The 13,786-nt window shown below is 63.5% G+C and carries 8 protein-coding genes; 7 read left to right on the forward strand and 1 reads right to left on the reverse strand.

The annotated features are described in order from the left end of the window. Position 1: 1 nt before the first annotated feature. Entirely contained in the window at positions 2 to 1,711 is a 1,710-nt protein-coding gene (locus ACQ4WO_RS17040) for a methyl-accepting chemotaxis protein (protein ID WP_436482447.1), read from the reverse strand. Between the two features lie 382 nt (positions 1,712 to 2,093). On the opposite strand from ACQ4WO_RS17040, the gene ACQ4WO_RS17045 reads away from it, so the two are divergent. The 7 genes from ACQ4WO_RS17045 (at position 2,094) to selB (ending at position 13,773) form a co-directional block, all read left to right on the forward strand. Continuing rightward, entirely contained in the window at positions 2,094 to 4,244 is a 2,151-nt protein-coding gene (locus ACQ4WO_RS17045) for a TonB-dependent receptor (RefSeq protein ID WP_436482448.1), read from the forward strand. 282 nt (positions 4,245 to 4,526) lie between these two features. Then, complete coding sequence (gene fdnG, locus ACQ4WO_RS17050; protein ID WP_436482449.1) at positions 4,527 to 7,598, forward strand: formate dehydrogenase-N subunit alpha; 3,072 nt, start codon at positions 4,527 to 4,529, stop codon at positions 7,596 to 7,598. Positions 7,599 to 7,611: 13 nt separating this feature from the next. After that, positions 7,612 to 8,532 carry a formate dehydrogenase subunit beta gene (fdxH, locus tag ACQ4WO_RS17055; RefSeq protein WP_230516358.1) on the forward strand — a complete coding sequence of 307 codons (921 nt, stop codon included), beginning with the start codon at positions 7,612 to 7,614 and terminating at the stop codon, positions 8,530 to 8,532. Beyond that, positions 8,522 to 9,193: a formate dehydrogenase subunit gamma gene (locus ACQ4WO_RS17060; RefSeq protein ID WP_436482450.1), complete on the forward strand. Its 672-nt coding sequence runs from the start codon at positions 8,522 to 8,524 to the stop codon at positions 9,191 to 9,193. The genes fdxH and ACQ4WO_RS17060 overlap by 11 nt, the downstream gene beginning before the upstream one ends. Positions 9,194 to 9,359: 166 nt before the next feature. Beyond that, entirely contained in the window at positions 9,360 to 10,415 is a 1,056-nt protein-coding gene (fdhE, locus tag ACQ4WO_RS17065) for a formate dehydrogenase accessory protein FdhE (RefSeq protein WP_436482451.1), read from the forward strand. Beyond that, a complete protein-coding gene (selA, locus tag ACQ4WO_RS17070; RefSeq protein ID WP_436482452.1) occupies positions 10,412 to 11,821 on the forward strand; it encodes an L-seryl-tRNA(Sec) selenium transferase in 1,410 nt (469 codons plus the stop codon). Before fdhE ends, selA begins: the two co-directional genes overlap by 4 nt. Then, positions 11,818 to 13,773 (forward strand): selenocysteine-specific translation elongation factor, encoded by a 1,956-nt coding sequence (gene selB, locus ACQ4WO_RS17075; RefSeq protein WP_436482453.1) that lies wholly within the window; start codon positions 11,818 to 11,820, stop codon positions 13,771 to 13,773. Before selA ends, selB begins: the two co-directional genes overlap by 4 nt. Positions 13,774 to 13,786: the final 13 nt, after the last annotated feature.

Genomic DNA, 13,786 nt, shown 5'->3' on the forward strand with positions numbered 1-13,786 from the left:
TTTAGAACTCTTCCCACTCGCCTTCGGCCGGCGCCGTTGCCTTGCTGCTGGTGCGTGTCACGGGCAGGCGCAGGGCAGGGGCCTTGCGGGCTGCTGTGGCCGGGGCTGCTGGCGCGGCCGGCGCGCTGCGCTGTGCCGCTTTCACGCTGAAACGGTCGGTCGCCGCCGCGTTGGCATCGAGGCGGAAGACGCTGACCACCTGCGCCAGCTCGCTCGCCTGTTCCTGCATCGCTTCGGCCGCTGCCGACGCCTCTTCCACCAGCGCTGCATTTTGCTGGGTCACCTGGTCCATTTCGGAAATGGCCTGGTTGACTTGCTCGATGCCCGCGCTCTGCTCTTCGCTGGCGTTGCTGATCTCGCTCATGATGGACGTGACGAAGCCGATGCTTTGCACGATTTCTTCCATCGTCTTGCCGGCCTTGTCGACCAGGTCCGTGCCCACGTCGACTTTTTGCACGGAGTCGTCGATCAAGCCCTTGATCTCTTTCGCCGCCGCTGCCGAGCGCTGCGCCAGGTTGCGCACCTCCGTTGCCACGACGGCGAAGCCACGGCCCTGTTCGCCGGCGCGCGCCGCTTCCACGGCCGCGTTCAGGGCCAGGATGTTGGTCTGGAAGGCGATGCCGTCGATGACGGAAATGATGTCGACGATCTTCTTCGACGAGGTATTGATCTCGCTCATGGTGGCGACCACTTCGGCCACCACGGCGCCGCCACGACTGGCGATGCCGGCCGCGTCGCCGGCCAGTTTATTCGCCTGGCGCGCGTTGTCGGCATTCTGTTTCACGGTCGAGGTCAGTTCTTCCATCGATGACGCCGTTTCTTCCAGCGAGCTGGCTTGCTGCTCCGTGCGCGACGACAGGTCTTGGTTGCCGGCGGCGATTTCCGCCGATGCCGTGGCGATGGTGTCGGTGCCGCTGCGCACTTGTCCCACGATGCCGACGAGGCTGTCGTTCATGGTTTTCAAAGCATGCATCAGCTGGCCCGTTTCATCGCGGCCTTGCGCCGTGATGGTGCTGGTCAGGTCGCCCGCTGCCACGGTTTCCGCCACTTTCACGGCAGCGCGGATGGGGCCGGTGATCGAGCGGGTGATCCACCAAGCGAAGCCGATGCCCATCAGCACGGCCAGCACGCCCATGGTGATCAGGAAGACGCGCGTGCCGCTGTAGGCTTCGATGATGCTGTTGCCGACGCCGTCGGCCGCCTTGATCTGCATGGTGGCAAAGCGTTTGACTTCGGCCAGATAGGCCACGGTGATCGGCGCGACTTCCTTGTCGAACACGACTTTGGCGCCCGCCATGTCGCCGTCGGCCTTCATCTTGAAGGCGCGCGCGCGCGTCGTCACGTAGTCGGTGCGCACCTTGCGCACGACCTTGAATTGCTCGATCACAGCCGGGTTGAGCAAGGAGGCGACGATGTCGTCCTGCAGCTTGCTGGAACGCTCCGCATCGACTTTCAAGTCTTCCTCGATCTTGGCGCGCACGACGGGATCGGTAATCTCGAACGAGGCGACGCCGCGCACGCTGTTGAGTTCAATGATCTTCGACCATTCGGCCACCATACGCTGGTTCTTGATGCTGGTATTGATGAGACGGTAAGTCAGGTCGCTGGCCGTTTGCATGCGCACGAGGGCGGTGAGGGTCAAGGCGGCAAGCAACAGCAATACGACAGCAAAGCCGACGCCAAGGCGGCTGCCGATGTTCAGGTTTTTCATGTAATTCCTAACAGTTTAATAGTCATGACCGCCGCCGCCAGCAGGGGCGGACAGGCGCCGCAAGGCGCAGGGGATCGGGGTCTTCGGGTGCCGCGTGATGGCTGTGCGGCGCGCCGCGCTGAGCGTGGCGTTGGAGGTGAAGCAAGGGGCATGTCGGTCAGGCTGACCGCTGCCCAGCAAGCCGCAAGTATAGCATTGACACAGAGAAATAGTTTTTCAAAGCAATTTTAATTATTTTTTGATATTGATTTCCTGTTGTGTTTTTACATCAAGTACCTAGTCCATAAGTACTATCACTTACAGAAGTGCTTACGTTAGGCATGCTTGCCTGATAAAATACTAATGATAATCATTCGTATTAAAACATCGACCAGGGAATTGTATGCAGCAACGTCGCAAGCCAGGATTCAAACCGATCGCCATCGCCGTACTGGGCGCCTTGACCTTCGGCGTCACGCCATTGGCGGCCTGGGCGCAGGAAAGTTTGCCAGCCGTCACCGTGACGGCATCGAAAGACAAGGATGGCTATGTCGCCGCCACCTCCGCCAGCGGCACCAAGACGGAAATGGCCCTGCGCGACGTGCCGCAGACGATCAACGTGGTGCCGGCCGCCGTCATCCGCGACCAGAACGCCATGTCGATCCAGGACATCATGAAGAACATCCCCGGCGTGGGTCTGTCCACAGGCGACGGCCAGCGCGACCAGATATTCATCCGCGGCTTCACGGCCATCGGCGACCAGTTCGTCGACGGCTTCCGCGATGACGCTTTGTATTTCCGCGACCTGTCGAATGTGGAGCGCCTGGAAGTGATCAAGGGACCGGCCGCCGTGCTGTACGGCCGCGGTTCCTCGGGTGGTCTGGTCAACCGTATCACCAAGAAGCCGGGCGTGGACATCACGGACGTGGCCCTGAGCCTGACCAACACGACAGGGCGCCGCGGCGAAGTCGACGTGGGCCGTGTCGGCGAGACGGTGGACTGGCGCTTCACGGGCGCGCGCGAATTGTCGGACAGCTACCGCGACCAGCAATTCATCAACCGCACGGCGCTGTCGCCTTCCGTCGCCATCCGCCTCTCCGGCGCCACCAAATTGCTGCTGCAGGGCGATTACCTGGAAGACCGCCGCCTGACGGACTTCGGCATCCCGTCCTACCAGGGCCGTCCCGTCGCCGTCGATGCGCGCACCTATTTTGGCGCCGCGAATGCCCGCGATGCGGACTTCAGCCAGTCGCGCGTCGTGTCCACGGCCGCCACCCTGACGCACAAGTTCAGCGATAGCTTGTCGCTGCGCAATGCTTTCCGCTACTACGATTACCACCTGGACCGCAACAACACGAATATTTCCGGCAACGTCAACGAAGTCAAGGGCACGATGAGCCTCGGTCACGCCAAGCTGAACCGTGACGAGAGCGGCTGGTTCAACCAGACGGAACTGACGCAAAAGCTGGTCACTGGCACCTTGCGCCATGAAGTGCTGTACGGCGCCGAATTCGGCAAGCAAAACAAGGATGCGTCGAGCTGGGCGTCGACCGTCGTGGCGACGAATGTGTCGATCTTCCATCCCGTCCTGCCGCAGGTCAACCGCAGCAAGCTGGGCGCGCGCGGCGATACCTTCGGTACCTATGACACGGCCGCTGCCTATGTGCAGGACGCCATCAGTATCAACGACGAGTGGAAGGCGCTGGCCGGCCTGCGCTACGACCGCTACAAGCAGCAGTCGCGCCTGGCCAATGCGGCCGGCCTGACGCTTGCGGACCTGTCGCGCACGGATTCGGCCTACAGCCCCCGCGCCGGCCTCGTCTGGCAACCCAGCGCCGTGCAGTCGTACTACGCGTCGTGGAGCCGCTCGTTCCAGCCTAGCGGCGAAAACTTCGCCCTGGCCGCGAATAATGCCGACCTGGCGCCGGAAACCACGCGCAACACGGAAGTGGGCGCCAAGTACGACCTGTGGGGCGGCCGCGCCAACGCCACCGTGTCGCTGTTCCGCCTGGAACGTGACAATATCAAGACCAGCGATCCGATCACGAACCGCATCGTGCCTGTCGGCACGCAGCGCACGGATGGCCTGGAGCTGACCTTCAACGCGGACTTGCACGATGGCTGGAAAATGATGGCCGGCTACGCCTACCTGGACGCCACCATCACCGATTCCATCGCCGTCGACCGCAGCGTGAATGTGCCGGGCACGACGACGGCCAGTGCTGTCGCCATCAAGGGCAAGCGCGCTACCCTGACGGCGCGCAACATGGCCAACTTGTGGGTGACGAAAGACCTGGGCCACGGCTTCACGGTGGGCGGTGGCGCGAATGCCGTTGGCAGCCGTTTCGCCAATACGGGCAACACGGTGGTGCTGCCCGGTTACGTGACGGCCGACGCCATGGCCGCGTACCGCACGGGCCGCTATGAAGTGCAGCTGAACGTCAATAATATCGGCGACACGCGCTACATCGTGTCGGGCCACGGTTCCAGCCCGAACCTGAGTCTGCCGGGCGCACCGCGCAATGTGGCGCTGACCTTGCGCTACAGCCTGTAACTTTTTTCTGGCCCCGAAAACCCGCTTGCGAGCGGGTTTTTTGCATGGGGGGGGGGAGCGATGTGCAAGCGCGCGGGGCAGGCTGGCATTGTTTAGAGGGAACGTTCGGTACCGTCAAATTAAAGTTGACTAAAGGAAACTTTCTCCGGCGAACTGAGCCTTGATCGGGATTGAGGGGTAAAATGATGTCATACGGCACAGGCATGGTGCTTATATCTTGGTGATATGACACGACCACGGCGCCGTATGACTTTTATTTACTCACATCATAGAGGCCTGAATATGGTTCAGATGTCCAGGCGCCAGTTCCTTCGGGTAACTGGCGCGACCATTGCTGGTTCCAGCCTCGCCCTGCTCGGTTTCGCACCGGGCCAGGCGATGGCGGAAGTGCGGCAATACAAGCTGTCTCGCACGACCGAGACACGCAATACCTGTCCCTACTGTTCGGTAGGATGCGGCGTCCTGCTGTATGGACTGGGCGACGGCGCGAAAAATGCCGTCTCCAGCATCATCCACGTGGAAGGCGATGCCGATCACCCGGTGAACCGCGGCACCCTGTGCCCGAAAGGCGCCAGCCTGGTCGACTTCATCCACAGCCCGAACCGCCTGAAAGTGCCCGAGTACCGCGCACCGGGCGGCACGGAATGGCAACCGATCTCCTGGGATGTGGCGCTCGACAAGATCGCGCGCCTGATGAAGGATGACCGTGACGCCAACCTGATCGAAAAGAATGCCGACGGCAAGACCGTCAACCGCTGGCTCTCCACCGGCATGCTTGCCGCGTCCGCCGGCAGCAACGAGGTCGGGTATCTGACCCACAAGACAGTGCGCAGCATGGGGATGCTGACCTTTGATAATCAGGCGCGTGTATGACACGGACCGACGGTGGCAGGTCTTGCCCCGACGTTTGGCCGTGGCGCGATGACGAATCATTGGGTCGATATCAAGAATGCCGACGTGATCCTGGTCATGGGCGGCAATGCAGCAGAAGCACATCCTTGCGGATTCAAATGGGTAACGGAAGCGAAGGCGCATAACAAGGCCAAGCTGATCGTTGTCGATCCGCGTTTTACCCGTACCGCATCCGTGGCAGATTACTACTGCGCCACGCGTACCGGCACGGACATCGTCTTCCTCGGCGCGATCATCAATTATCTGCTGACGAACGACAAGATCCAGCATGAGTACGTGCGCAACTACACGGACATGCCCTTCATCGTGCGCGAAGACTATGCGTTCGAGGACGGCCTGTTCTCGGGGTTCGACAAGGAAAAAGGCAAGTACTCCGACAAGGCCACCTGGGATTACGAGATCGGCGAAGACGGCTATGCCAAGGTCGACCCGACCCTGGAACACCCGCGCTGCGTCTACCAGATGATGAAGAAGCACTACTCACGCTACACGACCGAGATGGTCGAACGTACGTGCGGCGTGTCGGCCGACAAGTTCCACAAGGTGGCGGAAGCCCTGGCTTCGACCGCCGTGCCGGGACGCGCCGGTACCATCCTGTACGCGCTGGGCTGGACGCATCACTCGACGGGTGCGCAAACCATCCGCACGGGCGCCATGGTGCAGCTGTTGCTGGGCAATATGGGGATCGCCGGCGGCGGCATGAACGCCTTGCGCGGCCACTCGAACATCCAGGGCTTGACCGATCTGGGCCTGATGTCGAACCTGTTGCCGGGTTACATGACCTTGCCGAACGAGACTGAGCAGGATTTCGATGGCTATATCGCCGCGCGCGCCACCAAGCCGCTGCGGCCGAACCAGCTCAGCTACTGGAGCAATTACCGCAAATTCCACGTCAGCTTCATGAAGACGTGGTGGGGCGACTTTGCCACGGCGGACAATAACTACGCCTTCGACTACCTGCCGAAGCTCGACAAGCCGTATGACTTGATGCAAGCCATCGAGAACATGCACCAAGGCAAAATGACGGGCTACATCTGCCAGGGCTTCAATGTGCTGGCGTCCGCGCCGAACAAGCAGAAGGTCACGGAAGCGCTGTCGAAGCTCAAGTTCCTCGTCATCATGGATCCGCTGGCCGTGGAAACGGGCGAATTCTGGAAGGCGCACGGGCAGTACCACGAAGTCGATCCGACCAAGATCATGACGGAAGTGTTCCGCCTGCCGACCAGCTGCTTCGCCGAAGAGCGCGGTTCGCTCGTGAGTTCGTCGCGCGTGCTGCAGTGGCACTGGCAGGCGGCCGAACCGCCGGGCCAGGCGCGCAGCGACCTGGAAATCATGTCGGGCCTGTTCCTGCGCATGCGCAGCATGTACCAGAAAGAGGGCGGCAAGTTCCCCGATCCTATCGTCAACCTGACGTGGAATTATGCGCAGCCGCATAATCCACAGCCCGAAGAAATCGCCCGCGAATTCAACGGCAAGGCGCTGGCCGACTTGTACGATCCGAAGGATCCGACCAAGCTGCTGGTGAAAAAGGGCGAGCAGCTGGCCTCGTTTGCGCAATTGCGCGACGATGGCACGACCACCAGCGGTTGCTGGATCTTCGCCGGCAGCTGGACGCAGGCGGGCAACCAGATGGGACGGCGCGACAATAGCGACCCGACCGGCATCGGCCAGACGTTGGGCTGGGCCTGGGCGTGGCCGGCGAACCGCCGCGTGCTGTACAACCGCGCTTCGTGCGACTTGAAGGGCAAGCCTTTCGACCCGACCCGCAAGCTGATCGAGTGGAATGGCACCAACTGGAGCGGGGCCGACATTCCCGACTTCAAGGTCGACGAACCGCCGGAAAACGGCATGGGTCCGTTCATCATGCTGGGCGAGGGTGTGGCGCGTTTCTTTGCGCGTGGCGCCATGGCAGAAGGTCCGTTCCCCGAGCATTACGAGCCGTTTGAAAATCCGCTTGGCTACAACCCCATGCATCCGAAAAACCCGCAAGCGACCAGCAATCCGGCCGCGCGCGTGTTTGCCGACGACCGCAAGCTGTTCGGCACGCATGAGGAATACCCGCACGTGGCGACCAGCTACCGTTTGACCGAGCATTTCCATTACTGGACCAAGCATGCACGCCTGAATGCCATCATCCAGCCGGAACAGTTCGTGGAAATCGGCGAGGAACTGGCGGCCAGCATCGGTGTCGTTGCCGGCGGCAAGGTGCGTGTCACGTCCAAGCGCGGCCACATCATCGCCAAGGCCGTCGTCACCAAGCGCATCAAGGCCTTGAAGATCGAAGGCAAGCAGGTGCATACCGTGGGCCTGCCGCTGCACTGGGGCTTTACGGGCGTGGCCAAGCCGGGGTATCTGATTAATTCCCTGACACCGGGCGTAGGGGATGCGAATTCGCAGACACCGGAATTCAAGTCCTTCCTCGTGAAGGTGGAAAAAGCATGATGGGAGATCGATAATGGCACTGCAATCCTTAGATATCCGGCGCCTGTCCGCCACCACGGTGACGCCGCCGCAAGCGCGTACCCCGGTGACTGGCACCGTCGCCAAGCTGATCGATGTGTCGAAGTGCATCGGCTGCAAGGCTTGCCAGACGGCGTGCATGGAATGGAACGACTTGCGTGACGAAGTCGGCGAAAACCATGGCACCTATGACAATCCGACGGACCTGACGCCGCAATCGTGGACGGTGATGCGTTTTGCCGAACACGAAAACAACGACGGCAACCTCGAGTGGCTGATCCGCAAGGACGGCTGCATGCACTGCGAGGATCCGGGTTGTCTGAAAGCCTGTCCGGCGCCGGGCGCCATCGTGCAGTACACGAATGGCATCGTGGACTTCCACCAGGAAAACTGCATCGGCTGCGGCTACTGCGTGGCTGGCTGTCCTTTCGACGTGCCCCGTATTTCGAAAAAGGACGACCGCGCCTACAAGTGCACTTTGTGCTCGGACCGCGTGGCCGTGGGCCAGGAACCGGCCTGCGTGAAAACGTGTCCGACGGGCGCCATCGTGTTCGGCACCAAGGAAGACATGAAGGTGCATGCGGAAGAGCGCATCGTCGACCTGAAGTCGCGCGGTTTCGAGAACGCGGGCCTGTACGATCCGCTGGGCGTGGGCGGCACGCACGTGATGTACGTGCTGCACCATGCCGACAAGCCGAAGCTGTATTCGAACTTGCCGGAACGCCCGCGCATCAGCCCGATGGTGGGTTTCTGGAAGGGCTGGTCCAAGCCGCTGGCGGTGGCCGGCATGGCCGCCACGGCCCTGGCAGGCCTGTTCCATTACACGCGTGTCGGCCCGAACGAAGTGAGCAAGGACGAAGAGCACGAAGCACTGGAAGAGGCCAAGCGCATCCGGGAGGAACAGCATGAAGCATAGTGAACTTCACGATGGCAAGCTGCGCGACAAGGATGGCAATCCCTTGATCGAACGCTACAACCCCAACGAGCGCACGAATCACTGGGTCACGGCCATCACCTTCGTCATGCTGGCCCTGTCCGGGCTGGCCATGTTCCATCCGTCGATGGCGTGGCTGGCGAACCTGTTCGGCGGCGGGCAATGGACGCGCATTCTGCATCCGTTTGCCGGCTTGGTGATGTTCGTCTCGTTCGCGATCCTCGTGGTGCGCTTCTGGCACCACAACAAGTTCGAAGACGGCGACAAGCAGTGGCTGAAACAGATGGACGACGTGCTCAACAACCGCGAAGAGAAGCTTCCGAAGATCGGCAAATACAATGCCGGCCAGAAGATCCTGTTCTTCGTGCTTCTGGTCAGCATGATCGGCTTGCTGCTGTCGGGTATCGTGATCTGGCGCGCGTATTTCGCGTTCTATTTCCCGATCGACGTCGTGCGTTTTGCCGCCTTGCTGCATGCCGGTTGCGCCTTCGCCATCATCTGCGCCATCATCGTGCACATCTACGCGGCCCTGTGGGTCAAGGGCTCGATCGGCGCCATGGTGCGCGGCACCGTCACCTACGGCTGGGCGCGCAAGCATCATCCGAAGTGGTTTGAATCGGTGATCCGCAATACGAGAAAGTAGGCAGCAGGGTAGGTCGGCTTAGCTTCGCGTAAGCCGACATGCTCCGCTGGCGGAGAGCCGGGGGCAGACCCGTCGGGTCTGACCCCGGTTTTTCTTTGCGGCTTGCGCTGCACCTATATCGATTAGAATACTTTACAGCCCCCCTTTTTTTGATGGGAAAACTCCATTGGTACAACGCATACTCCAGCCAGGCGAAATCGAAGGCCTGGACCACAACGCGATTCCGCGCCTGCTGCTGCCGCAGCCTGGCAGCCTGTTTACGGCGCGTGCCTTGCGCCTGCGCGAACTGGCGCAGGGCAAGATCAAGGGCATCCCCGTCGATGCCGGCATGCAGGGCTACCTGGTGCTGATGGCCGCGCTGGCCGATGCGCAGGCGGCCGTGGTGGGAAAACTGGCGCCCGGCGCCGTGCCTGCTGCCGATCCCGACGCGCTGCGCCGCGCCATCCAGCACCGCATGCCGGTGCTGCCCGTCAGCGGCGCCCGCCCGCCCGTCTGGCGCGACATTTTCGCCAGCCAGCTCGATGAACTGGCCACCACGGCGGCAAGCCAGCCGGCCTTGTCCGGCGGCCTGACCCAGGTGCTGGCCCAGCTGCGCGCGCTCGACGTACAAGCGCTGGACGCCTGCGCCGATGCCGTGCTCGATGAAAACGGCGACAACCTCAATCCCATGCATGCGCCATTCGTCGCGGCCGCCCTGCAAATTTTATGGTCGGTATCGGCCAGCGAACTGCGCGCCGCGCGCGTGCCGGACCTGGAAACGGGCACCCTGTGCCCCGTCTGCGGTTCGCACCCCGTCGCCAGCGTGATCCGCATCGGCGGCCAGTCGCAGGGCTACCGCTACCTGCACTGCGGCATTTGCGAAAGCGAATGGCATATGGTGCGCGTCAAGTGCTCGACGTGCGAACAGAATGGCAAGATCGCCTACCAGGGCCTGGACGCGGCCGATGCCAAGCCGTTCGACCCCGTCACGGCCAAGGACGACAAATTGCCGAACAAGGCGAACGATCCGAAGAAGGTGGCGCGCGCGGAAACCTGCGACGACTGCCACACCTACCGCAAGGTCTTCAACCAGGAACACGATTACAACGTCGAGCCGCTGGCCGACGACCTGGCCAGCCTGATGCTCGACTTGCTGGTGGGCGAAGCGGGCTACCAGCGCGCCAGCGGCAATCCGCTGCTGTGGCTGGGCAAAAGCGACGGCAACGAGGGTCAGCCGTCATGACGACGGGGCAAACCGTGCGCCTGCCGTCGGTAGACCGCATCCTGGGCGACGCGGCTTGCCTTGACTTGATCGCGCGCTACGGCCGCGTGCAGACCCTGGCCTGCGCGCGCGCCGTGCTGGCCGAACTGCGCACGGCCATGCTGGCCGGTGCAGTGTGCGAAGAGGGCGCATCGATCGCCGCCATCGCCGTGCAAATGGACGAACGGCTGCAGGCGCAAGCGTGCCCGCAGCTGCGCGCCGTGTTCAACCTGACGGGCACCGTGCTGCACACGAACCTGGGCCGCGCGCTGCTACCCGATACGGCTGTGCAAGCCGTGGTGGAAGCGCTGCAGTGGCCGATGAATCTGGAATTCGACCTGGAAACGGGCAAGCGCGGCGACCGCGACGACCTGGTCGAGGAATTGCTGCGCGAATTGACGGGAGCCGAAGCGGCCACCATCGTCAACAACAATGCGGCCGCCGTGCTGCTGATGCTCAATACCCTGGCGCAGGATAAAGAAGTCGTCGTCTCGCGCGGCGAGCTGGTGGAAATCGGCGGCGCCTTCCGCATCCCCGACGTCATGACGCGCGCGGGCGCCGTGCTGCGCGAAGTGGGCAGCACCAACCGCACGCACCTGGCCGATTACGCGCATGGCGTGAACGAGAACACGGCCCTCTTGATGAAGGTCCATTGCAGCAATTACGCGATTACCGGTTTCACGAAAAGCGTGGAGCTTGATGAACTCGTGCCGCTGGCGGTAAAACACGGCGTGCCGACGGCCGTGGATCTGGGCAGCGGTACCCTGGTCGACCTGGCGCAGTACGGTCTGCCGCATGAAACGACGGTGCGCGAAACCATCGAAGCGGGCGCCGACCTGGTGACCTTCAGCGGCGACAAACTGCTGGGCGGCCCGCAATGCGGCGTCATCGTCGGGCGCGCCGATTTGATCGCGAAGATCAAGCGCAACCCATTGAAACGGGCACTGCGGGTCGGCAAGCTGACCCTGGCCGCACTGGCTCCCGTGCTGCAGCTGTACCGCGCGCCGGACTTGCTGGCCGAACGGCTGACCACCTTGCGTTTGCTGACGCGTCCCGCCGCCGCCATGCGCGCGCAGGCGGAAACCCTGCTGCCGCTGCTGCAAGGCGCGCTGGGTTTGCAGTACGTGGTGACGGCCGAAGCCATGAAAAGCCAGATCGGCAGCGGCGCCTTGCCCGTCGACCAGCTGCCCAGTTTTGGTCTGGCCATTCGCAGCGCGCCGGCCTCGCGCCTGAGCAATCCCCTGGGTGTGCTGGAACAGCGTTTGCGCGCCTTGCCGTGCCCCGTGATCGGGCGCATCGGGCAAGACACTTTGTGGCTGGATCTGCGCTGCCTGGAAGCGGCGCACGAGACGGCCTTCATCGCGCAACTCGCCGAGTTGTCCGCATGATCGTCGGCACCGCAGGCCATATCGACCATGGCAAGACGACCCTCACGCGCGCGCTGACGGGCGTGCACACGGACCGCCTGAAGGAAGAGCAGGCGCGCGGCATTTCGATTGAACTCGGCTACGCCTACCTGCCGCTGGCGGACGGCACCGTGCTGGGCGTGATCGACGTGCCGGGCCACGAAAAATTCATCCGCACCATGGCTTCCGGCGTCACGGGCATTGATTTCGCCTTGCTCGTGGTGGCGGCCGACGACGGCATCATGCCGCAGACGCACGAGCACCTGGCCATCTTGCAGCTGCTCGGTGTGACGCGCGGCGCCGTGGCGCTGACCAAGATTGACCGCGCCGACGGCGCCCGCGTCGCGCAGGTGGAAGCCGAAATAGAAGCGCTGCTGGCCTGCACACCGCTGGCGGGCAGCCCGATTTTCCCCACCGTCGCCCATCGCGACAACGATGCCGGCGTGGCCGCCTTGCTGGCGCACCTGACGCAAGTGGCGCGCAGCCTGCCGCAGCGCGATGAGCGGCGCCTGTTCCGCCTCGGCGTGGACCGCGTGTTTACCTTGTCGGGGCAGGGCACCATCGTCACCGGCACGGCGCTGGCGGGACGCGCGCAGGTGGGCGACATGCTGCAGCTGGCGCCCGGTGGCGCGCAGGCCCGGGTGCGCAGCATCCATGCGCAGAACCGCGCGGCCGAAACGGGTATGGCGGGCCAGCGCCTGGCCCTGAACCTGGCCGGCATCGACCGCGAGCGCATCGAGCGGGGCAACTGGATCGTCGCGTCCGAGCTGGCGCAGTGCTCCGAACGCCTCGACGTGGAACTGACGCTCTTGCCCGATGCAGGCGTGCAACTGAAAGCCTGGTCGCCGCTGCACGTGCACCTGGGCGCGGCGCACCAGCTGGCGCGCGCCGTCATGCTCGATGGCGAGACCCTGTCGCCGGGACAGACGGGAAGAGTACAGCTGGTGTTCGACGCCCCCATGCACGGCGTGCCGGGCGACCGCTTCGTCGTGCGCAATGCGCAAGCGACGCAGACGGTGGGCGGCGGCATGGTGCTCGATCCGTTCGGTCCTGCGCGCAAGCGCCGCAGCCCGGCCAGGCTGGCCTGGCTCGGTGCCCTGGCCGCGTTCATCGCGCACGGCGACTATGCGGCCCTGCTGGCGCAAAGCCCGCTGGGGCTGCGCGAGTCGCTGCTGGTGCGCCTGTCCCTGCTGCCGGCGGACGCCCTGGCGCTGCCGCCCGACACGCGGCGCATCGTCCTGCGCGGCGGCGACGCCTTGCTGGTGGCGCCGCCGGCGTTGCTGGCGCTGCAGGAGCGGGCGCTGGAAGCTCTGGCAATCTTCCATGCGCGCGCGCCCGACGAGGCGGGGCCGGAATTGTGGCGGCTGAAACGCATCGTCGACGCGGAGATGGAAGACGCCTTGTGGAGCCACCTGGTCGAAGGCTTGCTGGCGCGCGGCGATCTCCTGGCGCGCGGTGCCAGCCTGCACTTGCCGACGCACAGCGTGGAACTGACGCCGCAGGAGCAGGCGGTGGCCGAACCCTTGCTGGCCGCGCTGGAGCAGGGGCGAGCCGATCCGCCATGGACGCGCGACCTGGCGCGCAGCTTCGGCCTGGCCGAGGACGAGACGCGCAGGCTGTTGCGCAAACTTGCCAAGGCAGGGCAGATCAGCCAGGTGGTGCACGACCTGTTCTATCACCAGGCGGCGCTGGCCGAGCTGGCGCAACTGGTACGCACCCTGACCGAAAAAGCGGAACTGGACGAAGGCCTGGCGCCCGGTGCCGGCGCCGTCGGTGCGGCCGTCTTCCGCGACGCCAGCGGCCTGGGCCGCAAGCGGGCGATCCAGGTCTTGGAATTCTTTGACCGCGTCGGTTATACTCGCCGTGTTGGCAATGGGCATCTATTACGCCCGCAAGCGCTGTGGTCCTATACGGCAGCCTTGCCCAGCAGCTAAGTACTTAGCTCAG

The sequence above is a fragment of the Janthinobacterium aestuarii genome (genome assembly GCF_051380835.1).
Lineage (GTDB): Bacteria > Pseudomonadota > Gammaproteobacteria > Burkholderiales > Burkholderiaceae_D > Janthinobacterium > Janthinobacterium aestuarii.

What these genes read in the sequence shown, in the direction of transcription:
- ACQ4WO_RS17040 (WP_436482447.1), bottom strand. Translation starts at nt 1,711, where the DNA reads ATGAAAAACCTGAACATCGGCAGCCGCCTTGGCGTCGGCTTTGCTGTC.
- ACQ4WO_RS17045 (WP_436482448.1), top strand. Translation starts at nt 2,094, where the DNA reads ATGCAGCAACGTCGCAAGCCAGGATTCAAACCGATCGCCATCGCCGTA.
- fdxH (WP_230516358.1), top strand. Translation starts at nt 7,612, where the DNA reads ATGGCACTGCAATCCTTAGATATCCGGCGCCTGTCCGCCACCACGGTG.
- ACQ4WO_RS17060 (WP_436482450.1), top strand. Translation starts at nt 8,522, where the DNA reads ATGAAGCATAGTGAACTTCACGATGGCAAGCTGCGCGACAAGGATGGC.
- selA (WP_436482452.1), top strand. Translation starts at nt 10,412, where the DNA reads ATGACGACGGGGCAAACCGTGCGCCTGCCGTCGGTAGACCGCATCCTG.
- selB (WP_436482453.1), top strand. Translation starts at nt 11,818, where the DNA reads ATGATCGTCGGCACCGCAGGCCATATCGACCATGGCAAGACGACCCTC.